Annotated in this window: 24 protein-coding genes; 13 read left to right on the forward strand and 11 right to left on the reverse strand. The window is 62.8% G+C overall.

Annotation, left to right across the window (positions count from 1 at the left end; all coding sequences use genetic code 11):
• The first annotated feature begins 161 nt into the window (after window positions 1-161).
• The gene (katA, locus tag BLU35_RS01880) at window positions 162-1,646 is read left to right on the forward strand and encodes a catalase KatA (protein ID WP_058325430.1); all 1,485 of its coding nucleotides are present in this window, start codon (window positions 162-164) and stop codon (window positions 1,644-1,646) included.
• Between the two features lie 94 nt (window positions 1,647-1,740).
• Here katA and BLU35_RS01885 read toward each other — a convergent pair whose 3' ends face one another.
• Window positions 1,741-2,691 carry a LysR substrate-binding domain-containing protein gene (locus tag BLU35_RS01885; protein WP_034800917.1) on the reverse strand — a complete coding sequence of 317 codons (951 nt, stop codon included), beginning with the start codon at window positions 2,689-2,691 and terminating at the stop codon, window positions 1,741-1,743.
• Between the two features lie 206 nt (window positions 2,692-2,897).
• Between BLU35_RS01885 and BLU35_RS01890 the strand changes: the two genes are divergently transcribed.
• On the forward strand, window positions 2,898-3,194 hold the full coding sequence (locus BLU35_RS01890; protein ID WP_093232001.1) for a YjiS-like domain-containing protein: 297 nt from the start codon (window positions 2,898-2,900) through the stop codon (window positions 3,192-3,194).
• A 346-nt stretch (window positions 3,195-3,540) separates the two neighbouring features.
• Here BLU35_RS01890 and BLU35_RS01895 read toward each other — a convergent pair whose 3' ends face one another.
• The 6 genes from BLU35_RS01895 to BLU35_RS01920 all read right to left on the reverse strand — a co-directional run bounded on the left by BLU35_RS01895 (window position 3,541) and on the right by BLU35_RS01920 (window position 10,003).
• Window positions 3,541-4,368, reverse strand: a complete 828-nt coding sequence (locus BLU35_RS01895) for a DUF937 domain-containing protein (RefSeq protein WP_093232002.1) — start codon at window positions 4,366-4,368, stop codon at window positions 3,541-3,543.
• A 113-nt stretch (window positions 4,369-4,481) separates the two neighbouring features.
• The gene (locus BLU35_RS01900) at window positions 4,482-5,855 is read right to left on the reverse strand and encodes a glutamate--cysteine ligase (RefSeq protein WP_093232003.1); all 1,374 of its coding nucleotides are present in this window, start codon (window positions 5,853-5,855) and stop codon (window positions 4,482-4,484) included.
• Between the two features lie 258 nt (window positions 5,856-6,113).
• A complete protein-coding gene (locus BLU35_RS01905) occupies window positions 6,114-6,851 on the reverse strand; it encodes a 16S rRNA (uracil(1498)-N(3))-methyltransferase (protein WP_093232004.1) in 738 nt (245 codons plus the stop codon).
• Window positions 6,852-6,861: 10 nt separating this feature from the next.
• A complete protein-coding gene (locus BLU35_RS01910) occupies window positions 6,862-8,367 on the reverse strand; it encodes an inorganic phosphate transporter (RefSeq protein WP_093232311.1) in 1,506 nt (501 codons plus the stop codon).
• Window positions 8,368-8,505: 138 nt separating this feature from the next.
• A complete protein-coding gene (locus BLU35_RS01915; RefSeq protein ID WP_093232005.1) occupies window positions 8,506-9,012 on the reverse strand; it encodes an NUDIX hydrolase in 507 nt (168 codons plus the stop codon).
• Window positions 9,013-9,214: 202 nt separating this feature from the next.
• The gene (locus BLU35_RS01920) at window positions 9,215-10,003 is read right to left on the reverse strand and encodes a FadR/GntR family transcriptional regulator (protein ID WP_093232006.1); all 789 of its coding nucleotides are present in this window, start codon (window positions 10,001-10,003) and stop codon (window positions 9,215-9,217) included.
• A 274-nt stretch (window positions 10,004-10,277) separates the two neighbouring features.
• Here BLU35_RS01920 and BLU35_RS01925 point away from each other — a divergent pair, with 274 nt between their 5' ends.
• Window positions 10,278-11,552, forward strand: a complete 1,275-nt coding sequence (locus tag BLU35_RS01925) for a DUF3422 family protein (protein ID WP_093232007.1) — start codon at window positions 10,278-10,280, stop codon at window positions 11,550-11,552.
• Between the two features lie 69 nt (window positions 11,553-11,621).
• On the opposite strand, the gene BLU35_RS01930 is transcribed toward BLU35_RS01925, so the two are convergent.
• Entirely contained in the window at window positions 11,622-12,518 is an 897-nt protein-coding gene (locus tag BLU35_RS01930; RefSeq protein WP_058320452.1) for a LysR family transcriptional regulator, read from the reverse strand.
• A 106-nt stretch (window positions 12,519-12,624) separates the two neighbouring features.
• Between BLU35_RS01930 and BLU35_RS01935 the strand changes: the two genes are divergently transcribed.
• The 4 genes from BLU35_RS01935 to glcF all read left to right on the forward strand — a co-directional run bounded on the left by BLU35_RS01935 (window position 12,625) and on the right by glcF (window position 17,097).
• Complete coding sequence (locus tag BLU35_RS01935) at window positions 12,625-14,064, forward strand: FAD-linked oxidase C-terminal domain-containing protein (RefSeq protein WP_093232008.1); 1,440 nt, start codon at window positions 12,625-12,627, stop codon at window positions 14,062-14,064.
• Window positions 14,061-15,272: a glycolate oxidase subunit GlcE gene (gene glcE / locus BLU35_RS01940; protein WP_093232009.1), complete on the forward strand. Its 1,212-nt coding sequence runs from the start codon at window positions 14,061-14,063 to the stop codon at window positions 15,270-15,272. The genes BLU35_RS01935 and glcE overlap by 4 nt, the downstream gene beginning before the upstream one ends.
• Before the next feature lie 30 nt (window positions 15,273-15,302).
• Window positions 15,303-15,683 (forward strand): DUF4870 family protein, encoded by a 381-nt coding sequence (locus BLU35_RS01945; protein ID WP_057250898.1) that lies wholly within the window; start codon window positions 15,303-15,305, stop codon window positions 15,681-15,683.
• Window positions 15,684-15,801: 118 nt separating this feature from the next.
• Window positions 15,802-17,097, forward strand: a complete 1,296-nt coding sequence (gene glcF / locus BLU35_RS01950; RefSeq protein ID WP_093232010.1) for a glycolate oxidase subunit GlcF — start codon at window positions 15,802-15,804, stop codon at window positions 17,095-17,097.
• A 64-nt stretch (window positions 17,098-17,161) separates the two neighbouring features.
• On the opposite strand, the gene BLU35_RS01955 is transcribed toward glcF, so the two are convergent.
• Together BLU35_RS01955 and BLU35_RS01960 are read right to left on the reverse strand one after the other, a co-directional pair.
• The gene (locus BLU35_RS01955; RefSeq protein ID WP_093232011.1) at window positions 17,162-17,857 is read right to left on the reverse strand and encodes a L,D-transpeptidase; all 696 of its coding nucleotides are present in this window, start codon (window positions 17,855-17,857) and stop codon (window positions 17,162-17,164) included.
• A 180-nt stretch (window positions 17,858-18,037) separates the two neighbouring features.
• Entirely contained in the window at window positions 18,038-18,808 is a 771-nt protein-coding gene (locus BLU35_RS01960) for a L,D-transpeptidase (RefSeq protein ID WP_093232012.1), read from the reverse strand.
• A gap of 254 nt (window positions 18,809-19,062) precedes the next feature.
• Between BLU35_RS01960 and BLU35_RS01965 the strand changes: the two genes are divergently transcribed.
• Window positions 19,063-19,707, forward strand: a complete 645-nt coding sequence (locus tag BLU35_RS01965; RefSeq protein WP_058325435.1) for a DNA-3-methyladenine glycosylase I — start codon at window positions 19,063-19,065, stop codon at window positions 19,705-19,707.
• A gap of 130 nt (window positions 19,708-19,837) precedes the next feature.
• Here the strand turns inward: BLU35_RS01965 and BLU35_RS01970 are convergent, their stop codons facing one another.
• Window positions 19,838-20,266 (reverse strand): hypothetical protein, encoded by a 429-nt coding sequence (locus BLU35_RS01970; protein ID WP_093232312.1) that lies wholly within the window; start codon window positions 20,264-20,266, stop codon window positions 19,838-19,840.
• A 430-nt stretch (window positions 20,267-20,696) separates the two neighbouring features.
• Between BLU35_RS01970 and hisS the strand changes: the two genes are divergently transcribed.
• From hisS to BLU35_RS01995, 5 genes are all read left to right on the forward strand, one after another.
• Window positions 20,697-22,208 carry a histidine--tRNA ligase gene (hisS, locus tag BLU35_RS01975; protein ID WP_093232013.1) on the forward strand — a complete coding sequence of 504 codons (1,512 nt, stop codon included), beginning with the start codon at window positions 20,697-20,699 and terminating at the stop codon, window positions 22,206-22,208.
• Window positions 22,209-22,213: 5 nt separating this feature from the next.
• A complete protein-coding gene (locus BLU35_RS01980; protein ID WP_093232014.1) occupies window positions 22,214-23,356 on the forward strand; it encodes an ATP phosphoribosyltransferase regulatory subunit in 1,143 nt (380 codons plus the stop codon).
• Complete coding sequence (gene hisG, locus BLU35_RS01985; protein WP_057250885.1) at window positions 23,353-24,048, forward strand: ATP phosphoribosyltransferase; 696 nt, start codon at window positions 23,353-23,355, stop codon at window positions 24,046-24,048. Before BLU35_RS01980 ends, hisG begins: the two co-directional genes overlap by 4 nt.
• Before the next feature lie 150 nt (window positions 24,049-24,198).
• The gene (locus tag BLU35_RS01990) at window positions 24,199-24,906 is read left to right on the forward strand and encodes a glutathione binding-like protein (protein WP_093232015.1); all 708 of its coding nucleotides are present in this window, start codon (window positions 24,199-24,201) and stop codon (window positions 24,904-24,906) included.
• A gap of 89 nt (window positions 24,907-24,995) precedes the next feature.
• Window positions 24,996-26,219 (forward strand): NAD(P)/FAD-dependent oxidoreductase, encoded by a 1,224-nt coding sequence (locus tag BLU35_RS01995; protein WP_093232016.1) that lies wholly within the window; start codon window positions 24,996-24,998, stop codon window positions 26,217-26,219.
• Window positions 26,220-26,387: the final 168 nt, after the last annotated feature.

Here is a 26,387-nt window from a genome sequence, read left to right on the forward strand (position 1 = left end):
TTTTTATGCAATTGGAGATTATCGAAGCCCTGTGGGAAAACTTGTCTGGCCAAGGCGTCCGGGCTTTGAGCGCCGCGCGAATTGCGGCTGGCAGCCCCTCAGGCTGCTGTCGGGCAGATCTTGTCCGATCCCCGGGCGCGAACCTATGACAGGAGGACGCGATGTCAGATCGACCCATATTGACGACGAGTGCCGGAGCGCCGGTGCCCGACAACCAGAATTCGCTGACGGCCGGTCCGCGTGGCGGCGTCATGATGCAGGACTACCAGCTTATCGAAAAGCTGTCGCATCAAAACCGCGAGCGCATTCCCGAGCGCGCGGTGCACGCCAAGGGCTGGGGCGCCTATGGGACGCTGAAGATCACAGGCGATATCTCCAGATACACCAAGGCCAAGGTTCTGCAGCCGGGCGCTGAGACCCCGATGCTGGCGCGCTTCTCGACTGTTGCCGGTGAACTGGGTGCTGCCGACGCCGAACGCGACGTGCGCGGCTTCGCGCTGAAATTCTATACGCCCGAGGGCAATTGGGATCTCGTCGGCAACAACACGCCGATCTTCTTCGTCCGCGATGCCTACAAGTTCCCGGATTTCATCCACACACAGAAGCGCCACCCGAAGACCAACCTGCGTTCGGCGACCGCCATGTGGGATTTTTGGTCGCTTTCGCCGGAAAGCCTGCACCAGGTGACGATCCTGATGTCGGACCGCGGATGTCCGGTATCGCCGTTGCACATGAACGGCTACGGCTCCCACACCTTCTCCTTCTGGAACGACGCCGGCGAGCGCTATTGGGTGAAGTTCCACTTCAAGACCCAGCACGGTCACAAGTTCTACACCAATGCGGAAGCCGCCGAGGTGATCGGCCGGACGCGCGAAAGCTATCAGGAAGCGCTCTATGGCGCGATCGAGGAGGGCAACTATCCGCGCTGGACGCTGCAGGTGCAGATCATGCCGGAACTCGACGCGGAGAAGACACCCTACAATCCCTTCGACGTCACCAAGGTCTGGACGCATGCGGACTATCCGCCGATCGAGGTCGGCGTTCTGGAGCTCAACCGCAACCCGGAGAACTATTTCGCCGAGGTCGAGAACGCCGCCTTCTCGCCGTCGAACATCGTGCCCGGCATCGGCTTCTCGCCGGACAAGATGCTGCAGGCGCGGCTCTTCTCCTATGCCGATGCCCACCGCTATCGGCTCGGCACACACTACGAGCACATCCCGGTCAACCGACCGAAATGCCCGGTGCATCACTATCACCGTGATGGCCAGATGAACACGTTCGGCGGCATCCAGACCGGCAATCCGGATGCCTATTACGAGCCGAACTCGTTCAACGGCCCGGTCGAGCAGCCGTCCGCAATGGAGCCTCCGCTGCGCATCAGCGGCGATATGGCCCGCTACGACCACCGTGAAGGCAACGACGACTACAGCCAGCCGCGGGCGCTCTTCAACCTGTTCGATGCGGGACAGAAGGCGCGGCTGTTCTCCAATATCGCGGCCGCCATGGGCGGGGTGCCGGGGATGATCGTCGAGCGTCAGCTTGCCCATTTCAAGCTTGTCCATCCGGACTATGAGGCCGGCGTACGTGTGGCTCTTCGTGCAGCGCATCGTTATGAGGCCGAGGCGATCGGCACGGCTGCGGAGTGAGCTGGACGGGCGCTCGAAGCGGGCGCCAGTCTTCGGAAAAGAAAAAGGCCACGTACCTGTCGGTGCGTGGCCCTTTTTTGGTTTCTACCGGCTCTTACCAGCCCGGCAGCATGTGGCTCTGCCGCAGGCGCGGATAGCGCGGGAAGCCCTTAATGTCGGCTTCGAGGTCGTCATTGGCGCTGATCGGCGTGATGTTGTCGAGGCAGGCGGTGATGTGGTTGCTGATCGCGTTGGAGAGCGAGGGCGAAAGGCCCGGCCGCTTCATGATGCCGATCTGCACCGGTGCCAGCGCCGGGAAGCCGTCGGCGAGCGTCAGCACCTTCATGCCGGGGCGGAGCGCCGATTCCGGCAGGACCGAGACGGCCATGCCGGCAAGCACGGCCGCGGCGACGACCGTCGACGACCAGCTTGTGAACAGGATCTGGTATTCGCGGCCGGTCGCGTCGAGTGCCGCGCAGGCAGCCTGCCGCCAGAGGCAGTCGCGCCGGCCGACGGCGAGCGGGATCGGCGCGTTTTCCGGGAGCGGATGGTTGATCGAGCTCACCCAGCAGAGCGGTTCGGTCCGCACGACATCCGAGGCGCGTGCACGCGGATTGTGCGTGACGAGCGCGATGTCGAGGTCGCCCTTCGCCATCTTCTCGGCGAGATCCACCGAAGGTTCGCAGATGATATAGAGCTCGACATTCGGATGCGTCTTGGCAAACCGCATGATGATCTCCGGCATGTAACGATCGGCGTAGTCGTCGGGCGTGCCGATGCGGAGCGTTCCTTCAAGGCGGTTGTCGTCGAAGGAAGCGATCGCTTCATTGTTGAGGCGGATCATCCGGCGGGCGAAATTGAGCAGCCGGTCGCCTTCGACCGTCAGCCGGTTGCCGCGGCCATCCTTCATGAACAGCGCCTTGCCGATGCGTTCTTCCAGGCGGCGCATCTGCATCGACACGGCGGACTGAGTCTTGAAGACCCGGTCGGCCGCCTTGGTGAAACTGCCCGTGTCGGCGATCGCGACAAAGGTCTGGAGCTGGTCGATATCGAGCGGTGCGGACATGGCCGTGATGCATCCATAAAATTGTTTGATGAATATCATTAAAAACATTCGTTGGACTGATCAATAAGGATTTGCGATCAGTTAGGGGCAAATTCATCGATCCCGGCCGGCAATTTCGCCGGCGATTCCCAAACCCTTTGGCCCGCCCCTGCGTTTGACCTCCCCCGCAGGGGATGGGCCTCTTCGTGCCTGAAAGGAGAATTGTCATGCGCACGACACAGCACGTCCTCGATCTCGACCTCGTTGCAGGAAAGCAGTCCCATGCCTCCCGCGCCGTCGGCGTGACAGATATGCTCACGTCCGCATGGCACCAGCTCCGAAACCGATATGCGATCGGCCGTCTGAATGACATGGATGACCGCCAGCTCCTCGATATGGGGCTAAAGCGAGAAGACGTGCGCGAGGCGATCACCTCGCCCTTCTTCGACAATCCGGCGAGTTACCTGACGCGCGCTTCGCGAAACCGGGCGAGCCTCTTCTACAAGGGGATCCGCCACGACTGACCGTTGACGAGTTGGAGCGGGATGAAAGCGGGAAACCGCACCCTCGGCCCGCTTCACGGCGCATCCCGCCGCTTAGGGTGTGCCAGTCGAGCATGATCCGCGAAAGCCAGCCGCCGCCGCGGATCATGCTGCGAATTTCAGAGTTCGGCGCTGCTGATCGTTAGAGGTCGCGCGCCCAAACGTTCCCCGCAGGGTAGAGCCAATAGACCCTGCCGCTTGGCCCGGTACATGACCAAGACATGTACCGGGCCTTTTTCTTTTGAGATTTGCGCAAGGTTGCGCGCACTCTCCCAGGCGCAGAAGGTTGCGCCGTCCAAGGGGGAGGCATGGCCAGGGAAGGGGCGTTTCAGCTCTTGGTGCCGGGGCCGGTCTTGTAGACGTCGAACAGGGCCTCGACGTTCTTCTGGTATTCTTTCTGCATTTCCAGCCCGGTGTCGAACATGCTGTTCATCACCTGGGAGAACTGGGCAAGGGCCGGATTGTCCGGTGCCGGCTTCTGCGCGCCGGTGGCGCCCGCCTGCATCATATCCTGAAACGCCTTGACGAAGGGGTTGTCGGCAAAGACGTCTGAGGTCTTGGCCTTCTCTTCCTTCTTGGCCATGCCGAAGAAGCCCTGCATCGCCTGCGTGAAGGGGTTGTCGAAGGGGTTCGGCTGCGGCTCCGGCTTCTTGGCAAAGCCGGCCGCTTCCATCCACTGGCGCATCGCCGCTGCCATCGGGTTGTTGGCGAAGGCGTCGCTTGCGGCGGCGAATTGCCCGGTCGTCTGCTTGAACAGTCCGCCCATCAGCGTATCGGCCATGACCGGCAGCATCTGCTTGTAGATCTCCTGGCTGATGCCGGTGACCTGCGCGGCCTGCGCGGCGATCGCGCGCGACATTTCCTTCGATCCGAACAGCTGTCCGAGAACACCGTTGCCGTCGACCATGCCCTGTGGCGTGAAGGCCTGGCTCATGTCTTCGAAGTATTTGGCGTAGTTGCCGCTGCCGAGCGCCGTGAGCAACGCGCCGAAATCATATGGATTGGCGGTGTTGCGCTTGAAGGCGGCCGAGAAGGCGGGCAGCAACGCTGCCGTCGCCTTCGTCATCTGCTCCTGGGCGAGGCCGAATTGTTGAGCCATCAGTTCGATGGCCTTACCATTCTGGGCCTGTGCGAACATGTCAAAAAGCGGTGCCATCCCAGTTCCCCTTCGGCATCTCGACGCGCGGCGCTGTAAGCGACGCATATCCTTGCACTATAACGGGAAATCGGGGGCTGGAAACCGCTTTTTGAGAGCACCTGGCGGGCGCCTCAATATTGGTATTCGGCGAAAACCGGATCGACCGAGCCGTTCCAGCGACCATTGTAGAGTGCCAGCAGATCTTCGGCGAGCGTCGCCTTCTTGGCGAGCACCTCGTCGAGCGGCGCGAGGAACTGGCTTTCGTCGACGCCGTCGCCGTTCAGCCGGTTGCGGCGCTTCAGGCCGCCGCGCGAAATGGCGATGACCTCACGGGCAATGTCGTAGAGGTTGCCTGTGCGGAATTTAGTCGCGAGCGCCTGTACGGGCACGGCGTCGCGCATCGCGCTCACCTCCTCGAAGGTCCAGTCACGCGTCAGAGTCTCGGCGGCATCGAGCGCTTCGCGATCGTAGAGCAGACCGACCCAGAAGGCCGGCAGCGCACAGATCCGCCGCCACGGGCCGCCGTCGGCGCCGCGCATTTCGAGGAAGCGCTTCAGCCGAACGTCGGGGAACAGCGTCGAAAGGTGGTTGGTCCAGTCGCCCATGTTCGGCTGCCAGTCGGCGATCTCACCCTTCAGCGCGCCGCCCATAAACTGGCGGAAGGTGACGTGGGTGCAGTCGTGATAGTGGCCGTCGCGCACGACGAAATACATCGGCACGTCGAGTGCCCATTCGACATAGTCGGCAAAGCCGAAATCCGGACGGAAGGCGGAGGGCAGCAGGCCGGCGCGCTGGTTGTCGGTGTCGCGCCAGATATCGCCGCGCCAGGAGAGCAGCCCGTTCGGCTTGCCGTCGGTAAAGGGCGAGCTCGCAAACAGCGCCGTCGAAAGCGGCTGCAGCTTCAAGGACACCTGCATCTTGCGGCGCATGTCCTCTTCGGAGGAAAAGTCGAGATTCACCTGGATCGTGCAGGTGCGGTACATCATGTCGAGGCCCCTGGTGCCGACCTTGGGCATGTAGCGGCTCATGATGCCATAACGCGATTTCGGCATGCGCGGTGTCTCGGCGAAGGTCCACTTCGGGCTGCCGCCGATGCCGAGGAAACGGATGCCGAGCGGTTCGGCGACTTCGCGCAGAACCGCCAAATGCTGGTTCGATTCCTTGCAGGTCTGGTGCAGGTTTTCGAGCGGCGCTCCGGAAAGCTCGAACTGGCCGCCCGGCTCCAGCGAGATCGCGCCATTGCCCGACTGCTCAGCAAGGCCGATGATGTTGCCTTGGTCGACGATCGGTTCCCAGCCGCTCTTTGCGGCCATTCCATTCAGAAGCGCCTGGATGCTGGCCTCGCCGAAATAGGGGACGGGGCTGTTGTCCGCCTTAAAGAAGGCGAACTTTTCGTGCTCCGTGCCGATCCGGAACCGCTCCTCCGGTTTCGAACCTTCTGCCAGATAGGCGGTCAGGTCAGCGACAGAGGTTACCGGCGTCTGGTCGGTGGTATCTCGGGCCATGAGCGTCTTCTTTTGTTTGGGCGGCTCCCACTGGATAGCGGGAGTTGATGAAGGCTGCTTGAACCGTATTCAGGTGCGGTGCAAGTCAATTTCTTTCAAGATCTCATCAAAAAAAGTAGGACGATTGCTTGCGCTGGAGCAAGCTCCGTGGAACTGGGTATCGTCGACCCAACCATGCCTTGTGTTGAGAGGTTCCCTTCTTCTAAGAGCCACCTTCTAGGAGAAAGAGCGGCATCCCGTTTGCCGCGGAGCGACCGGCTATCGCCAGTCGCCGACAGTCGCCTGGATGACCGCCATGGCTGCGACAGCGGCGGTGTCGGCCCTGAGGATCCGCGGTCCAAGCGGAATGCTGCTGACGAAATCGAGGCTGCGCAGCAACGTTCGCTCTGTCTCGGAGAAACCGCCTTCCGGACCGATCAGCAAGGCGAGTTTCTTCTCTTTGACGGCGGCGAGAATTGGCAACGGGTTCTGGCTGTCGCTGCCTTCGTCGCAGAAGATGATGCGTCGGTCGGTGGGCCAGGTGGCCAGCACGTCCTCCAGTCGTCGCGGCTCCTCGACATCGGGAATGCCGAGCACGCCGCATTGTTCGGCCGCCTCGATGACGTTGGCGCGCACGCGCTCGATGCTGCCGAGCTTGCCCTGCACATGCTGCGTCATGACCGGCTGCAGCGCGCCTGCGCCCATTTCGACGGCCTTCTGCACGAGATAGTCGAGCCTGCCGACCTTCAGCGGCGCGAAAAGATAGACAAGATCGCAAGGTTCTGGCTGCGGGCGCGTCTGCTCGACTGCGGTCAGCACCAGCTTCTTCTTGCTGGCGAAGGAGAGTTCCGCACGCCACTCGCCGTCACGTCCGTTGAAGACGAGGATCGAGGAGCCTTCCTCATAGCGAAGAACGTTGACCAGGTAGTTGAACTGCTCCTTGGTCGCCTCGTGGGCGGAGCCCGCATTGAGGGTATGTTCGACGAACAGTCGCTGCATGCGAAAATTGGCGCGCATATCGGGGCCTTCACATGAAAATGCTGGAGAGGATGAGGTAGAGGACGGCCGATAGCGCGGCCGAGGCGGGAACGGTGATGACCCAGGCGCCGACGATCGTCAGGAAATGCGAACGGCGTACAAGGCGCCGGCGCCGGACTTCGGCGAAGTTGGTTTCTTCCGTTTCCATGAAGTCGGCCTGCCCTGTGCGCTGTCGGACATATTGTAGGCGACGCTTGGAATTGCGGATGTACCATTCACGGAAGAAGCCGACGCCGAAGACGGCACCAACGGCCGTGTGGGTCGAACTGATCGGCAGTCCGAGCGCCGATGCCAAAAGCACCGTGACCGCGGTGGCGAGCGCAACGCAGAAGGCGCGCATCGGATTGAGCTTGGTAATTTCCTGACCGACGACGCGGATAAGCTTCGGGCCATAGAGGAGAAGACCGATCGAAATGCCGAGCGCGCCGATCGCCAGTTCCCAAAGGGGCGCCGGCGATTTGTCCGTCGTGATCACGCCGTCGAGCGCCGAGACGATCGCAGCCAACGGGCCGATCGCGTTGGAGACGTCGTTGGCGCCGTGGGCGAAGGAGAGCAGTGCCGCCGCCACGATCAATGGCAACCGGAAGAGCCGCCGCAACGACTGGTTTCGGTTGTCCAGGCCTTCCGATTGCCTGACGATCCAGGGCTTGGCCTGCAGATAGACCGCGATACCCGCGACCACGCCGGCAGCAAGGCCCACCGGCATGGTAATCGCCGCCACTTGAACCAGCGCGATCACTGCAAGATAGGCCGTAAAGCAGCCGGCCGTGACACCGAGGATAACAGGCATCCATCGCCTTGCAGCGGCGATCTTGTCCTCGCGGTAGATGATGAATTCCTTGAGGAAGGCGAGGAATGCTGCGGCGATCGTGCCTCCCAGCAGCGGCGAGACCGACCAGCTGAGCGTGATGCCGGCAAGCGACCACCATTGCACGCCGGAAAAACCGGCCGCGGCAATGCCGGCGCCGACGATGCCGCCGATGATCGAGTGTGTGGTGGATACAGGCGCCCCTGAATAGGTGGCGATATTGATCCAGGCCGCAGCCGAAGCGAGTGCCGACATCATGATCCAGATGATCGCTTGCGGGCCGAGCACATCTTCGCCGTAGACGATGCCTGCTTCGATCGTCAGCGCGACCTCGCGCCCGGCAAGCATCGCGCCGGCGATCTCGAAGATGGCAGCGATGATGAGCGCCGTCGCCATCGACATCGCTTTGGCGCCGACGGCCGCACCAACGTTGTTGGTCACGTCGTTGGCGCCGATGTTCATGGCCATGTAGCCGGCGATCGCTGCCGCGGCGATGATGATCGGCGCGCTCGCGGAATGGGTCACGAAACTCGCGGCAAAGGCCATGCTGAGGAGCAGAAAGAGGCCGGCGAGCGCCGGCGCCGCCAGGCTGCGGCGGACATGCTGCGACGCCTCTTCGGCAAGGCTCAGCTTGTCGAGGTCTTTGTCGATCGTCTGTTTTGCGAGGCGTATGCGCGGCTGTGCCACTGCCTGGAACTCCATTGCCACCATGGCCACTAAGGCCACTGCAACAAGCATTCAAGTGGATTTGATGGACATCGGTGCCGCGTGCGTCGGGAACCCGCATTCAGGGGCATTGCGTGCCCGGGGGGATGGCCCGGAAGGCTAGCCGTTCGCAGCCTTCGGCATCGACGCAGGCGGCGCCGCCATGCGTTCGCCAAAGGCGAGGATGAGGTCCTTCAACGATGGCTCGGCCACCCGTGAAGCGGCCTCCTTGTAGTCGACCCATTCGAGCTGCCGGCGGCCTTCCTCGGGGAAGTGCTTTGCGAGGTCGTCGACTTCCAGCGCGTGGACCTGCACCTTGACCGAAATCTTCAGGCCATGGTCCATGCGCTTCTGGTAGAGATAGAATCCGATCGTCGACTTCTGCACGTGCCCTTTGACGCCGGCCTCTTCGTAGGCCTCGCGCTCGGCCACCTCGTGGGCGCGCTTGCCTTGCATCGGCCATCCCTTGGGAATGACCCAGCGGCCGGTGTCGCGGCTGGTGATCATGAGAATTTCGAGGGCCTTGGTCTTCTTGCGGATCCGATAGCAGAGCGCGGCATATTGCATGCGCGCCGGGCGGCGCAACATCAGTTGGACATCGGATGCGAGTCTGTTCAAGAAGTTCAAGGTCGTCTGCGCTCCTCTCGACGAATCAGTGTTCTTGTTTTCTGTTAAAGCCAGTATGGCAGCGTCCTGTTGCGTGTAAATGTCGCGGCCAGCGGGCAGCCGGATATGCAGTCCAGCTTTCCGCTGAACTGTTGTCCAGATACGACAGGATATGGTGTTTCCGCGTCGGTTTGCCAATCGCGCTGGGCGTAGGTCTGCTCCGTCAGTTCGCGCGGTCGCGCTGCTGCAAGCGCAGGCGGGCGATACGGTTCCATTCACCGGTGCGCTCCGCTTCGCGGGTTGCGGCGGCAACGAAGTCGATATGGTTCTGCGACGCCGCCTTTGCATTCGCCGGATCTCGCGCCATGATCGCGTCGTAGATCGCCTCGTGCTGGCCAAGCAGCCGATCGCGGGCGCCCGGCGCACCGAAAACCGAGTTGCGGTGAAAGAAGATGCCCTGCTGAAGCAGCCGATAACAGGCGCGCAGCGTATGCATCAGGATGATGTTGTGGGCGCTCTCACCGATTGCCTGGTGCAGCTCGATATCGGCCTCGAGCTCCGCGTCGAAGTCGCCGGCGGCGTGCGCCGCACGCATGCGCTCGATGATCCTGGTCAGGATGTCCCGGTCGAAATCCGTGGCGCGGGTGGCGGCCAGTTCTGCGGTCAGGCCCTCCAGCTCGCGCCGGTATTCGAGATAATCCTGGGTCGCCTTGTGATGACGGGCAATCAGGTCGATCAGCGGCTTGGAGAAAATCTTCCCTACGACATCGGCGACGAAGGTGCCGCCGCCATGGTGGCTTTCGACCAGGCCGCGTCCTTCGAGTTCCTTGAGCGCCTCGCGCAGGATCGGCCTCGATACGTCGAAGCGTTTGGAAAGCTCTCTTTCGCCCGGCAGCCGATCCCCGTCGCGCAGCACGCCTTCGAGGATCAGGAGCTCGATCTGATGTACGACTTCGTCCGCCGTGCGGCTGTGGCTGATGCGGGCGAAGAGGTCGATCTGGTCGTCGGTCACGTCTTGGTCTCCCGGATCACGATGAATTTCGGTCTTTTCGGCCCCAAAATGATCGTGATTCTCATAGGTTAGAGCGGGAGGGGACGGAAATCCGCGCCTAGGTTGCTCGCACCGCTCTGCGCCGCAATCTAGGCAGCCGGCGGCAAGTGGTCAATTTGCTTGTCCACTTTGTGCGGCTGACAAAAGTCAAACTGCGGCAATGCGTCCTTTTTCTTTTGCTCGTTCGATTGATAAGAGAGTCGTGATGAACGCGTGAGGGGGACAAGAGCGCTTCATGGCAAAGGGTAGTTTTGCATTTCCGGTAGCGCCGATGCGCGCCTTGGCCTTGGGCGAGGTTCATTCGCGCCCCTATGCGCTGGTCACCACGCCGCGGGTGATCTTTCAGCTCGCCTTCCTGACGGATGGCGGCTCGATCGTCGATCATGCCGTGTTGTCGGAGCTGTCGCGCGCACGCGGCATCGCACCGCCGGGGCGGGACGCGAACCATCATGCGATGCCCTGGGGGCAGGGCACGCTGCGCTGGGAGCGCCACACCGAATTCTCCACCTACTTCTGGGATGCGCCGCCGCCGGAGCGGTTCGGCGGCGAGGTGCCGATCCATCCCTTCGGCGACGGCTTTTCGCCGCCGGGCTCGCTGATCTCGGGTATCCGCCTGGAGATCCGGCCGGACACGCCCGAAACCCGTGATGCGATCGGGCTCTTCGATCCGACGAGCCTCTGCTACAGCGAAACCAAGAACGGCCAAGCGGTAATCGTCACCGACTTCCGCCAGAACGGTGACGGCCTGACGCAGATCCTGGTCATCGACCGTGGCATGACCGAGGCGGGCACCGGCGCGCTCATTCAGCGCCTGCTCGATATCGAGACCTACCGGACACTGGCGATGATGGGCCTGCCGCTCGCCCAGTCGCTGTCGCCGGAGATCCGCCGGACCGAGGATGGCTTGACCGGAATCACCCAGCGCATGAAGGAAAATGTGCGCGAGGAGGCCGACGACATGCTGGCCGAGATTACCCGGCTTGCCGCCGACCTCGAGGCGGGTGCCGCGCTCAGCCTCTATCGCTTCGGCGCCAGCCGCGCCTATTACGGCATCGTGCAGGAGCGCATTCGCACGCTCTCCGAGACGCCGCTTCCGGGCTACGAGACCATCGGCACCTTCCTCGAACGACGCCTCGCGCCGGCGATGCGCACCTGCCAGTCGGTCGAGGAGCGCCAGGCCAACCTGTCGCGCAAGCTCGCCCGCGCGACCGCTCTTCTCAGAAGCTGGGTCGATGTCGAGCTCGAACGGCAGAACAGCGCGCTTTTGAACTCGATGGACCGGCGCGCCAAGCTGCAGCTACGCCTGCAGCAGACCGTCGAAGGCCTGTCGGTCGCCGCCATTTCCTACTACGTCGTTGGCCTGTTCGGCTATCTCGCCAAGGCAGTCAGCCACGAGCTGCCGATCGATCCGGGCCTCTTGACTGGCCTTGCCGTTCCCTTCGCCGTTGCCGGCGTCTGGCTGATCGTGCGCCGCATCCGCCGCCATCACGAGGAAGGTGAGCACAAGTAAGCAATTCCAGCAAAAGTGTGCAGCGTTTTGCGTCCGGAATTGCGAAAAACAAATAGCCCGTCTTGGAAACTACTGTTCCCAGTAGGGGATCGGCCCGTAAAGCCCGGCCAGGTAGTCGATGAAAAGGCGCACCTTGGCCGGCAGGAACTGGCGGCTCGGATAGACGGCCGAGAGGGTCAGTTGCTTGGAGCCTTCCCATTGCGGCAGCACCTGTACCAGCTGGCCGCTGCGCAATTCCGGGCCGATATCCCAGGTGGAGCGCAGCGCAATCCCCGCGCCGGCGATGACGGCGGCGCGCACGATCTCGGAGGAATTGGTCACGAGCGGCCCCTCCGGGTGCCAGACCAGCGCGCCTTCCGGCCCTTCAAGCTTCCAGTTGTCGTTGTTGTGCGCCGGCAGGCAGAGATGGTCTGCGAGGTCGCCAATTTCCGTCGGCGCACCATTGCGGGCAATGTATTCCGGCGAGGCGCAGAGCAGCCGGCGGACGGGCGCAAGTTTCCGTGCGACCAGGGACGAATCCACCAATTCGCCGATCCTGACCGCCATGTCGAAGCCGTCCGCGACGATATCCGTGAATTCGTCCGTCAGCACGATGTGCAGTTTCAGGTCCGGATGGTCCTTCATGAACTTCGTCAGGTGCGGCGCGATGTGCATCCGGCCGAAGGAGGTGGGCGCTGAGATTCTGAGCACGCCGAGCGCATGCGACGAGCGTCCGGAGGCATAGGCCTCGGCCTCCTCGATGCCCGAGAGAATGCCGAGTACGCGATCGTAGAACCCCTGGCCGGCTTCGGTCAGAGAGATCTGGCGTGTCGTGCGCTGCAGAAGCCGCGTTCCGAGGCGATCTTCGAGCCTCTTGATGCGCTTGGAGATCACAGCTGGGGAAAACCCCAGCGCCCGCCCCGCTGCCGACATACTGCCGGTGGAAACGACCCGTGCAAAAATCTCAAGATCGCCTAAATTCGTCATCAATCGTTGCCATTGTTTCCAAAACGGAAAAGCTCAATAGCATTTGCAGGGACTCTAGCCTAGTGGTAAAGAAAATAGACCAATTTACATGCGGCGGGAGAAACTGATGGCGGAGACGATCGGTTTTTTGCAACCGAAACAGGCTGTTATCGCCCGGCGCCGCGAGATCGTCGCCGACCTCGCCGACCTGTTGCCCGAGGGCTGCCTGATCAGCGACGAGCGCGGGCTGAAGCCCTTCGAGACAGATGCCTTTATCGCCTATCGTCGCATGCCGCTTGCCGTCGCGCTGCCGGAGACGACCCAGCAGGTCGCAGCCCTTCTCAAATATTGCAGCCGCTATGGCATCCCGGTCGTGCCGCGCGGCGCCGGAACCTCGCTTTCGGGCGGTGCCATCCCGCAGGAGGATGCGGTCGTCATCGGCCTTTCGAAGATGTCGCGCATACTTGATATCGACCTCTTCAATCGCGCCGCGACGGTTCAGGCAGGCGTCACCAATCTCAATATTTCCGAGGCGGTTTCCGCCGACGGTTTCTTCTATGCGCCGGACCCGAGTTCGCAGCTTGCCTGCACGATCGGCGGTAACATCGGCATGAATTCCGGCGGCGCCCATTGCCTGAAATATGGCGTTACCACCAACAATCTGCTCGGCGTGAAGATGGTGCTGTTCGATGGCACGGTTATCGAGCTCGGCGGCAAGGCGCTGGATTCGGTGGGCTACGATCTGCTCGGCCTCGTCTGCGGTTCCGAGGGGCAGCTCGGCATCGTCACCGAAGCGACGGTGCGGTTGATCGCCAAGCCGGAGGGTGCCCGTCCCGTGCTCTTCGGCTTTGCCTCTTCCGAAGCGGCCGGCGCTTGCGTCGCCGATGTCATCGGCTCCGGTATCATCCCCGTCGCGATCGAGTTCATGGACAAGCCGGCGATCGAGATCTGCGAAGCCTTCGCCCATGCCGGCTATCCGCTCGATGTCGAAGCGCTGTTGATCGTCGAAGTCGAAGGCTCCGAGCCGGAAATGGATGCGACGCTTGCCGGTATCGTTGCGGTCGCGCGCCGTCATGGGGTGGCGACGATCAAAGAGTGCCAGTCGGCCATGGAAGCGGCTGCGATCTGGAAAGGCCGGAAATCCGCCTTCGGCGCCACCGGCCGCATCGCCGATTATATCTGCATGGACGGTACGGTGCCGCTCAGCCAGCTTTCGCATGTGCTGCGTCGCACCGGTGAGATCGTTGCGAGCTACGGCCTGCGCGTCGCCAATGTCTTCCACGCCGGCGACGGCAACATGCATCCGCTGATCCTCTACAACATCAACGACCCGGAGGATGCGGCGCGCGCCGAAGCCGCCGGCAACGATATCCTCAAGCTCTGTGTTGACGCCGGCGGTTGCCTGACGGGCGAGCACGGCGTGGGCATCGAAAAGCGGGACCTCATGCTACACCAGTACAACCGGATCGACCTCGACCAGCAGATGGCGGCACGGGCCGCCTTCGATCCGCAATGGATCCTGAACCCGTCCAAGGTCTTCCCGCTCGAAGGGCGTCCCGCCGCATGATCGTGCATTTCGAACCGGCAAGCGAAGAGGGGATAGCGACCGTCGTTCGCGCGATGGCGGCCGATAGGGCTTCGCTCGCGTTGATCGGCGGCAACACGCGCGCGGGTCTTGGCAATCCCGTGCGTGCCGACCGGGTACTGTCGACGCGCCGCTTGTCCGGCATCGTCAGCTACAATCCGGCCGAGATGACGATCACCGCGCTTTCGGGGACGCCGCTGCGCGCGATCGAAGAGGCACTGGCGGACAACCGGCAGATGCTAGCCTTCGAACCGATGGACCATCGGCCGATTTTCGCCTCGTCGGGAGAGCCGACGATCGGCGGGGTCTTTGCCGCCAACGCCTCCGGCCCCCGGCGCTATGTCGCCGGTGCCGCCCGCGACAGCCTGCTCGGCGTTCGCTTCGTCAACGGTGAGGGGGAGGCAATCAAGGCCGGCGGACGGGTGATGAAGAACGTCACCGGCCTGGATCTGGTCAAGCTTTTGGCCGGCTCGCACGGCACGCTCGGCATCCTCACCGAAGTCACCTTCCGCGTCCTGCCGTTGCCGCCGGCGTCCGAGACCATTGTGGTTTCCGAGCTCAACGATGCCGAAGCCGCGGCGGTCATGGCCGAGGCGATGGCGCAGACGGTGGAAGTTTCGGGTGCCGCACATCTGCCGGAAAGCGTGCGCGGGCGGTTCCTGGATGGCGGGCTTCCGGACGGCGCCGCGACGGTACTGCGGCTCGAAGGACTGGAGGCATCGGTTGCGCTCCGGGCTGAAAAACTGACGAACGCGGTCGGTCGCTTCGGCGCGGTGACCCGTCTCGATGCAATCAGGACATCGAGGCTCTGGGCCGAGATCCGCGACGTCAATCCCTATGCCGACGGCACCAGGAAGCCGCTCTGGCGTGTCTCCATCGCCCCGTCGCTCGGCCATCAATTGGTGGCGGCGCTCAGGCTGCAGACCGGCGTCGATGCCTTCTATGACTGGCAGGGCGGTCTCGTCTGGCTGCGCATGGAGGCCGACCCCGAAGCGGAACTCGTGCGCCGCTATATCAAGGTTCTCGGTGGCGGCCACGCGACCCTCGTCAGGGCCGAAGAAGGTTATCGTGCCGCCATACCATCGTTTGAACCACAACCCTTGGCCGTGGCACAATTGAGCGAGCGCGTCCGCGCGAAGTTCGATCCGCACCGGATCTTCAATCCGGGCCGCATGGCTGCGGTCTCCTGAGGCGACGGCGGTGCAACATGGGAGGAGTTGATGAGCGATAATGGTCCGCAGACACCGTTTTCCCGCGAGACTGATCGCTGGCTGGAGCCGGGCAAGATCAATGTCCAGGTGATCTATGTCCTTTATCTCGTGGGCTTTGCGGTGGGGATCACTCCGATCATCGGCGTGGTGATGGCCTATCTCAATCGCGGCAAGGGTGCGCCGTGGGTCCAGACGCACTATGAATGGGCGATCCGGACCTTTTGGATCGCCCTGTTGTTCGGCGTAATATCGTTGCTGCTGACGGTGCTGTTGATCGGCGTTCTCGGTTTCATCGCCACCGCCGTCTGGATCGTCGTGCGCTGCGTCGTCGGCCTGCAACGGGCCGCGCGCCAGGAGCCGATCACCAATCCCGAAAGCTGGATGGTGTAGACCACGGCGCAAACCCTGAAACCGGATCCGGTCGAAGGATGCTGAAATGAGAATGCCGCGGTGACCGAAGCACGTCGCAAGTGCCCGTTACCGCGGAACCGGAAAGTGGAGTTCGCGTTTGCAGACCAATTTTACCCCCGCGCAGCTTGCCGACCCGCATGTGGCCGAATCCGAGGCCATCCTGCGCAAATGCGTGCACTGCGGCTTCTGCACCGCCACCTGTCCGACCTATGTGACGCTCGGCGACGAACTCGATAGTCCGCGCGGGCGCATCTATCTCATCAAGGACATGCTGGAAAACGGCAGGGCGGCCGACAAGGAAACGGTCACCCACATTGACCGCTGTCTCTCCTGTCTCGCCTGCGCAACCACCTGTCCCTCCGGCGTCGACTACATGCATCTGGTCGACCATGCGCGCGTCCACATCGAAAACACCTATCGGCGCCCGTTTAGGGATAGATTGGCGCGTTCCGTGCTGGCGGCGGTGCTGCCCTATCCCGCGCGCTTCCGCCTGTCGCTGAAGGCGGTCGGCCTTGCCCGGCCCTTCGCAGGGATGATGAAGCGCATGCCGTTGCTGAAGACCTTCGGCGTCATGCTCGATCTCGCGCCAAGCGCCGTGCCGCAGCCCTCCACTTCCGCCGTGCCCGGCGTCCACAAGGCGCAGGGAAAACGTGTCGGTCGTGTCGCTCTCCTGTCCGGATGCGCGCAGCCGGTGCTAAAGCCGGAGATCAACGAGGCGACGATCCGTCTTTTGACGCGCTTTGGTGTCGAGGTGGTTGTTTCGGCCGGCGAAGGCTGTTGCGGCGCCCTGGTGCACCACATGGGGCGCGAGAATCAGGCGCTTGAGGCGGCGCGCCGCAACGTCGACGCCTGGCTGAAGGTCGCAGACGAGGGCGGGCTCGATGCCATCGTCATCACCGCTTCGGGCTGCGGAACGACGATCAAGGACTACGGCCACATGCTGCGGCTCGATCCTGAGTATGCAGAAAAGGCGGCACGTGTCTCGGCGCTGGCAAAAGACATCACCGAGTACCTGTCTACGCTAGACCTGCCGGAACAGGATGCGAGGGGCATGACGCTTGCCTATCATTCCGCCTGCTCCATGCAGCATGGCCAGAAGATCACCGTGGCGCCGAAGCAGCTTTTGAAGCGTGCTGGCTTCGTCGTCCGCGATCCGGCCGAAGGCCACCTCTGCTGCGGTTCGGCCGGCACCTACAACATCCTGCAGCCGGAAATCTCGGCAAAACTGAAGGCGCGCAAGGTCAAGAACATCGAGGCGACGAAGCCGGATGCGATCGCGACCGGCAATATCGGCTGCATTACCCAGATCGCCAGCGGCACTGCGATCCCCATCCTGCATACGGTCGAACTGCTCGACTGGGCCTATGGTGGAGCAAAGCCCAAGGGGCTCTGATGGACAGGCAAAAGGCCGGCTCCGTGAGGAACCGGCCTTTCAAACTGTGCATGGTCGATGACCGTCAGCCGCCGAAGATCTGGCGGAAGATGTCGACGCCGCGATCGTCGAAATAGGTGTCGCCGGCTTTGCTGCCGGGACCGATGACGATGACCTTGGTGCCGATGTCGGCCCGGTCGTAGAGGTGTTCCACGTCGTCGTTCATCATGCGGATGCATCCGGATGACATGTTCTGGCCGATGGTCCAGGGCTGGTTGGTGCCATGGATCCGGAAGATCGTGTCGCGGCCGCCCTTGTAGAGATACATGGCGCGGGCGCCGAGCGGGTTGTCGATGCCGCCTTCCTGGGTGACCGGCAGGATGCGGCCCTTGGCAGCCTCGCGCTGGCGCATCTCCGCCGGCGGTGTCCAGGTCGGCCATTCGGCCTTGCGGCCAACCTTCACGACACCCGACCAGCCGAAGCCGTCGCGGCCGACACCGATGCCGTAGCGCGTCGCGCGGTTCGGGCCGTCGATGTAGTAAAGATACTTGTTGTTGGTATCGACGATGATCGTGCCGGGGGCTTCGTCGGTGCGGAAGCGAACCTTGGTGCGCCAGTATTGCTTTGCCGGCTTCTTCGGCGTGGCCACGAGTACAACGTCTGATGATTTGACCTTAGGGCCTGTGGCCGGCGTCGGCGTGAAAGCCGAGGCGCTGGCGGCGGCAAGAATAGTGCTGGTCGCGATGGCGATCGCGACCACTTTGCTGGCATGACGCTTCATATACGATTCCCTCTAACCCTCGTTGCAGGCAGGCTAAGCAAAATGCGCCGAAGTTCAAGCCTGCCATACAGCCGGCGGACCGCCGAACTTATATCTGTTCATGCTGCTGTTGCCTGAAAATCACGCATAGGCAATAGCAAAACGTGCGAGGGGGAGGGAATATTCTATGCTATGCTCTAATTATATGACGATAACCTTCGTGCCCACCTTCACGCGCTCGTAAAGGTCGACGACGTCTTCATTGCGCATGCGGATGCAGCCGGAGGAAACGGCATAGCCAATCGTCCAGGGCGCATTGGTGCCGTGGATTCGATAGAGCGTCGAGCCGAGATACATGGCGCGCGCGCCAAGCGGGTTTTCCGGGCCGCCGTCCATGCGCGCCGGCAGGTAGTGGCCCTTGGAGGCCTCGCGGCTGATCATCTCCTGCGGCGGCGTCCAGCTCGGCCACTCCGCCTTGCGGGTGACCTTGTGGGCGCCTGCCCATTCGAACCCCGGCTTGCCGACGCCGACGCCATAGCGCCGTGCCTCGCCGTTGCCAGTCACCAGATAGAGAAAGCGGTTGTTCGTATCGATGACGATCGTGCCCGGCTTTTCCTTGCTCTCATAGGCGACCGTCTGCGGCAGGTATTGCGGGTCGAATTTTGACTTGACCGGCCGCTGGGCGCGCATGGCGTTGGCCGGCTGGATCAGCGGGTTGATGGTGCGGCGCTTGACCTGCGGCTGTGCGACCTGTCCCTGATAATACTGTTTTCGGGTGGCTGCCGGAATCTGCTGCCGGTAGATGACCTGCCGCGTGCGGGCCTGCTGCCCGCCGAGCTGCATTACCCAGGGGGCGGTGAGGTCGGGGCTGACGACCACCGGAGGCCGGTTCTGATACCGATCCTGCGCCACGGCGGGAGCGGCGACGAGGGTCAGCAGGGAGACTGCTAAAAGAAGGGATTTTTTCAACATCGGACGGACTCGCTACCTTTCGCCGAAATTCATCAAGGGGGCGCAGACAGCCGAAGAACCGGACGCTCGAGCGGGGGGGTATGCGCCTTGGCAATGGCGCGATCGTGTCACCGGGGGGCCACCGAATGGTAAACGGCGCTTCATTAAAAGGCGAAGGCGCCGATAAAGCTTTGGGTAGGGTTATCCGCCGCTTTAGGAATCTGGTTTGCAAATGGTAAAGGCAGGGAAATGAACGGGATGGAGCGAGGAAAGCGATGACGGTCAAGGGCATAGTGATCGGCGAGGACGGACTTCAGCGCTGCGCCTGGCAGGGCAATCTCGACGACTACCGTCGCTATCATGACGACGAATGGGGCCGTCCGGTCACCGACGATCGCCGCCTGTTCGAGAAGATCTGCCTCGAAGGGTTCCAGTCCGGCCTGTCATGGCTGACGATCCTGCGCAAGCGCGAGGCGTTCCGCGCGGCCTTTTCCGGTTTCGATTTCGATAAGGTCGCGACATTCGATGAGACGGATATCGAGCGCTGCCTGGCAGACACGGGCATCGTGCGCCACCGCGGCAAGATTGTCTCGACCATCAACAATGCGCGCCGCGCCCAGGAGCTCAGGCAGGAGTTCGGTTCGCTCGCGGGCTATTTCTGGTCCTATGAACCCGCCGCGGAAGAGCGCCCGAAACAGGTGACCTACGAGGCGATCGTTGCCAATCCTACGACCCCGACCTCGACGCGGATTTCCAAGGACCTGAAGAAGCGCGGCTGGACCTTCGTCGGCCCGACGACGATCTACGCCTTCATGCAGGCCATGGGTCTCGTCAACGATCACATTGAAGGCTGCCATTGCCGCGTGGTTGTCGAGGAACTGCGTGGCAAGCTCGCAAGACCCAGGGCTCGCGTGGCCTGATTGATGCGCGCGTCATCAGTTTGGGGGTGGGAGTTTCCCGGTGAAGGCTTTGCTTGAGGGAGCGCCATCGAGGCGCCTCATAGAGCTGCTTCAACCCAGGGAATAGTGTCCGCGGTTTCAAGCTTTGCCCTCAAGCGCAGAGCATCACGCGCTCGCGCGGAAAGGCGAAGACGCCTTGCAGCAGATCCTCGCCGTTCGGCATGTCCAGCAAGGACCGACCGACGCAGAAGAGCTGCGCCGCTTGCGAGGTCGGCGCGCGCACCATGGCGGTAAAGCAGAACGAGGATGACGAGGCGGTCGCCTGTTCGAGAATGTTGAGCACGGTTGGGCGATCCTTGCGGTCATAGGCGCGCACCAGATCGATGATGCCGCAGGAAGGAACGGAGATGCCGAGCAAGGCGGCGGTCTGTTGGCCGAGCTGGAAAATGCCGGTCGCGAGATCGCAGCGCCAGGCTTCCATGAGGTAGGTCCCCTCGTCGAGGCCCCACATCCAATTGTGATGTGCGCCCAGATGTCCGGGCCGGATCGCCCCGCAGCCAGGTGTCATGAATCTCAACATGATGCCCATCCCTCTCTTCGCGCCGACCGCGAGACGTCTCCGCAGAAATCCGCCATTCCCGATGAAATGGTTCGCCGTTCCATTTTGCCGTTGGGGTATTGGGTCCGATGCTCTCATTGCATCCGGAATGACCTGCGGGTAAATGCTCCGGACCGAAATTAGCCGATGATCTTCATGATCGAAACGTCGGCGATCGATCGGGTGATAAACTTTTAGTGATTGTTGGCGATTTAATGCGCCTTATGGTTGAAGTCTACCCGATCCGATCGATAGGTCGAGACAGCCGGCTCCAGCTTCGTCTCGCGCCGAGTACACCGCATCGCTTGCTGCGACCGGCGCAACGCGCGCTTTGCGCGGTGCAAACCCTTGCCGCCCCCCACTTGATCCGATAGGGAAAGCAGCCAACACGCTGACAGTCCGGAATGCTCCCATGACCGAGAAACAGAAGAAACCGCAGAAGCTCAAGGCGCGCCTGCCGCGCGGCTTTGTCGATCGCTCCGCCGCCGATATCCGTGCGACCGACGAAATGATCGGCAAGATCCGGGCGGTCTACGAGCATTATGGTTTCGATCCGGTCGAAACGCCGCTGTTCGAATATACCGATGCGCTCGGCAAGTTCCTGCCGGATAGCGACCGGCCCAACGAAGGCGTCTTCTCGCTGACGGACGACGACGACCAGTGGATGTCGCTGCGCTACGACCTGACGGCGCCGCTCGCCCGTCACGTTGCCGAAAACTTCAATGAGATCCAGCTTCCGTTCCGCACCTACCGTGCCGGTTACGTCTTCCGCAACGAGAAGCCGGGCCCGGGCCGCTTCCGCCAGTTCATGCAGTTCGACGCCGATACGGTCGGTGCCGCCGGTGTCCAAGCGGATGCCGAAATGTGCATGATGATGGCCGACACCATGGAAGCCCTCGGCATCGCGCGCGGCGACTACGTGATCCGCGTCAATAACCGCAAGGTGCTCGACGGCGTCATGGAGGCGATCGGTCTCGGCGGCGACGACAAGGCGAACGCGCGCCTGACGGTTCTGCGCGCCATTGACAAGCTCGACAAGTTCGGCACCGAAGGCGTGCGGCTCCTGCTCGGCGAAGGCCGCAAGGATGAGAGCGGCGACTTCACCAAGGGCGCGGGCCTGAGTGCCGAGCAGATCGACAAGGTGCTCTTCTTCGTCGGCATCAAGGACTACGCCGAAAGTGCCGCCGATCTCGCGGCCCTCGTTGCGGGAACGTCGAAGGGCGGTGAAGGCGTTGAGGAACTGAACACGATCCGCAGCCTGGTGCTGAGCGCCGGCTACGAGGCCGATCGCATCAAGATCGACCCTTCGGTCGTGCGCGGTCTCGAATATTACACCGGGCCGGTCTTCGAGGCCGAGCTGCAGTTTGCCGTCACCAACGAGAAGGGCGAGAAGGTCGTCTTCGGTTCGGTCGGCGGCGGCGGCCGCTATGATGGCCTCGTGTCGCGCTTCATGGGCCAGCCGGTGCCGGCCACCGGTTTCTCGATCGGCGTTTCCCGTCTGATGACGGCGCTGAAGAACCTCGGCAAGCTCGGCGCGTCGGAAGTGCTCGCCCCGGTCGTCGTCTGTGTCATGGACCGCGACATCGAAAGCATGGGACACTACCAGCGTTTCGTGCAGCAGCTGCGCCACGCCGGCATCCGCGCTGAGATGTACCAGGGCAACAAGAAGAATTTTGGCGATCAGCTGAAATATGCCGACCGCCGCGGCTCGCCGCTGGCGATCATCCAGGGTGGCGACGAACGCGCCGCCGGTCTCGTGCAGATCAAGGATCTGATCGAGGGCAAGCGCCTGTCGGGCGAGATCGAGGACAATGCGGCCTGGCGCGAGGCGCGCGTGGCCCAGGTTTCCGTGCCTGTGGCCGAGCTGGTCGAAAAGGTACGCGAAATGCTGGCGGCGCAGGCCGAGGATCGGGCAAGGGGCTGACGGTCATGGCCCTCATCAATCTGCCTGCCTTCGCCGACGATCTGCTTGCCGACTTTGAAAGCCTTGGCACGCTGCGTGTCGACACACCGGTGATCCAGCCGGCCGAACCCTTCCTCGCCATGGCTGGCGAGGATCTGCGCCGCCGTATCTTCATGACCGAGAGCGAGACCGGCGAGAGCCTCTGCCTGCGCCCGGAATTCACCATTCCCGTCTGCCTGCGCCACATCGAGGCGGTGACCGGCACGCCGAAGCGCTACGCCTATCTCGGCGAGGTCTTCCGCCAGCGCCGCGAGGGCGGCAACGAATTTTACCAGGCCGGCATCGAGGATCTCGGCGATACGGATATCGCCACAGCCGATGCACGCATTGTCGGTGACGCGATGCGTGTCGTTGCCAACCGCTTGCCGGGCCGGGGTCTCAACGTGACGCTCGGTGACCAGGCGGTGTTCGAAGCCGTCGTCGGCGCCTGCGGCCTGCCGGCCGGCTGGCAGAAGCGGCTGATCCATGCCTTTGGCGACCAGAAGCACCTGCAGAAGCTGCTCACCGAACTCGCTCATCCGCGGACGGTCGGTGTCTTCGGTCCCGAGGTCGTGCGCCTGTCGATGGACGGATTGCTTGAGAATGAAGCCCGCCTCATCGCCCATATCGCCGAAACGATGGAATCGACCGGCTACTCCACCAATGCCAGCCGCTCGCCGCAGGACATCGCCCGGCGGCTGAAGGAAAAGATGGAGCTGGCGAACACGCAGCTCGATCGCAAGACGCTGGACCAGGTTGGCGCGTTCCTGGCGCTCGACGTTCCGCTCGCCGATGCTCCGGCGGCACTCTTCGCCTTCGCGCAGAAGTCCGGCCTCAAGCTCGATGAGGCGCTCGCCCGCTTCGATGCCCGTGTCGCAGCACTTTCCGCGGCCGGTGCCGACATCGGCGCGATCCGCTACCGCGCGGCCTTCGGTCGTCCGCTCGACTATTACACAGGCCTCGTCTTCGAGGTCGAAGTCGCCGGCATTCAGGCAGTTCTGGCCGGCGGAGGTCGCTTTGACCGGCTGCTGACGCTGCTCGGCGCCCGCGAACACATTCCCGCTGTCGGTTTCTCGCTCTGGCTCGACCGCATCGAAAAGGCGATTACCTCCCAGGGAGGCGTTCAATGACCATCACCATCGCGCTGCCGTCCAAGGGGCGGATGAAGGATGACGCCTCGGCGATCTTTGAGCGGGCCGGAATGAAGATCGTCGCCGTCGGCAACGATCGCTCCTATCGCGGCCGGGTCGAAGGTTCTGATGATGTGGAGATCGCGTTCCTGTCGGCCTCGGAGATTTCCCGCGAACTTGGCAATGGCTCGATCGATTTCGGCGTCACCGGCGAAGACCTGGTGCGCGAGGGGCTCGCCAATGCCGATGCCCGCGTCGAGTTCTGCGCCCGTCTCGGCTTCGGTCATGCCGATGTCGTCGTCGCAGTGCCGGAGATCTGGTACGACGTCGACACCATGGCCGATCTCGGCGACGTTGCCGCCGACTTCCGTGCCCGCCATGGCCGCCGCCTGGCGATCGCGACAAAGTACTGGCGGCTGACGCAGAACCACTTCTCGGGAAGCCACGGCATCCAACTCTATCGCATCGTTGAAAGCCTCGGTGCGACCGAAGGCGCGCCGGCGTCCGGCTCGGCCGACATCATCGTCGATATCACCTCGACCGGCTCGACGCTGAAGGCGAACCATCTGAAGATCCTGACGGACGGCGTGATCCTGCGTTCCGAGGCCTGCCTGGTGCGGGCGCGTAAATCGGCGCATGCCGGCGATCCGGTCGTGGCACGGGTTATTGCGGCGGTTCGCGGCGTGCTTTGACGCTGCGAACGGGGCAGGGCGGAGCCTACGGCTATCTCGCTGGCCCCGTGGACTGCAAAAATTAAAGTAGGGCCCTCACAAAGCGCGCCCTCCGCTCCTATGTAAGGCGTGCAGAGGGCGCCCTTGCCGCTTCGTTTCCAGGAGACCTTCATGGCCGATCTTTCCGCCTATCCGATCACCAAGCGCTGGCCGGCGAAAAACCCCGATATCATCCAGCTTTATTCGCTGCCGACGCCGAATGGCGTGAAGGTCTCGATCGCACTCGAAGAGCTGGGTCTCGCCTACGAGCCTCACCGGGTTGCCTTCGATGCCAACGAGCAGAAATCGCCGGAGTTCGTCTCGCTCAATCCGAATGGCCGCATTCCGGCGATCATCGATCCCAATGGCCCGGACGGCAAGCCGATCGGCCTGTTCGAATCCGGCGCGATCCTGATCTATCTGGCGGAAAAGACAGGAAAACTGCTTCCGGCCGATGCGGCCGGTCGCTACGAGACCATCTGCTGGGTGATGTTCCAGATGGGTGGCATCGGCCCGATGCTCGGCCAGTTCGGCCACTTCTTCAAGTTCGCCGCCGACAAGGTCGCCAACAATTCCTATCCCGTCGAGCGCTACCGTGACGAATCGAAGCGCCTTCTCGGTGTGCTGGAAGCGCGCCTTGAGGGGCGGCAATGGCTGATGGGTGACGATCACACGATCGCCGACATCGCCACCTACCCCTGGGTCGAAGGCGCTCGCAGGTTCTATGGCGGCGCCGAGGTCCTGGATTACAAGAGCTTTCCCAACGTAATGGCCTGGGTCGAGCGCGGTCTGTCGCGCCCGGCGGCTCTAAAGGGCATGGAAGTGCCGCGCAAGGAATAGCATTCACGACAGCCCTGTGCCTGAGTTGACGAAGCTCGGGCGCGAGGCTAGGCCTTGCTGTACAGACGAATAAGAAGCAGGTGAGAAGCGTGTCGGGAAGGCTTGTAGTTGTCGGTGGCGGTCAGGCCGCCTTTGCCCTGGTTGCCAAGCTGCGTGCCCTCAAGGACGAGCGGCCGATCACCATCATCGCCTCCGAAGCGAGCCTGCCCTATCAACGCCCACCGCTTTCCAAGAAATACCTGCTGCGCGAGATGAGCCTCGACCGGCTGCTCTATCGGCCGGAGGCCTGGTACGGCGAGCACAATGTCGACATACGGCTCGAGACGACCGTGACCGGCCTTGACCGTGCGGGCAAGCGCGTGACGCTCAGCGACGGGACCTCGCTCGAATACGAGGTGCTCGCCTTTGCGACCGGCGCCACGCCGCGCCGGTTGCCGGCTTCCGTCGGCGGGGATCTTGACGGCGTGTTCGTCGTGCGCGACTTCCGGGATGCGGATCGCCTTGCCGAGGAAATGAAGCCCGGCCGTCGCGCCCTGGTCGTCGGCGGCGGTTATATCGGCCTTGAAGCGGCGGCGGTCGCCCGGACCTGCGGGCTCGAGGTCACGGTCATCGAGATGGCCGACCGCATCCTGCAGCGCGTTGCCTCATCGGCGACATCCGGCCTGGTGCGCGATATTCACCACGCCCGCGGCGTCGATATCCGCGAGGGGACCGGCCTCAATCGTCTCATCGGCGAAAGCGGCCGGGTGACCGCAGCGGAACTTTCCGATGGGTCGAGATTGCCGGTCGACGTCGTCATTGTCGGGATCGGTGTCACCGCCAATGACCGCCTGGCGCATGATGCCGGCCTCGAAACCGCCGGCGGCATCGTCGTCGATGCCTTCGGACGGACTGCCGACCCGGCGATTTTCGCTATGGGCGATTGTGCCGTGCTTCCCTGGGAGGACCTGCGCATCCGGCTGGAATCGGTACAGAACGCCGTCGAGCAGGCCGAGGCCGTTGCGGCAATCCTCGCCGGTAGCGAACACCCCTACGAACCCAAGCCCTGGTTCTGGTCCGACCAGTACGACGTCAAGCTGCAGATCGCCGGCTTTGGACTCGGTCATGACGAAACCATCGTCAGGCCCGGTCAGCGCGAGGGCAGTGTGTCCGTCTGGTACTTTAGGCAGGGACGCTTCGTGGCGGTCGATGCGATCAATGACGCCAAGGCCTATGTGACGGGCAAGAAGCTGCTTGAAACCGGCATCAATCCCGACCGGGCCGTCATTGCCGATCCGCAATCGGACCTCAAGGCGCTGCTATCCCAGCCCTGAGCGGCAGGACCACGCCTGGCCGCGCTTTTCACTTGCTGCAACTTGCAGGCGGTTCGATTTCAATTTTCGTTAACGACGAAACTACTGTTTGGCCACGCAATTGTGCGCTGGAGCGACGATTTATCATTTCCTTAAATCACCTGCCGTCAACACAGGCCGCTTAACTGG

It is taken from the genome of Sinorhizobium sp. NFACC03, assembly GCF_900103435.1.
Taxonomy (GTDB): domain Bacteria; phylum Pseudomonadota; class Alphaproteobacteria; order Rhizobiales; family Rhizobiaceae; genus Ensifer.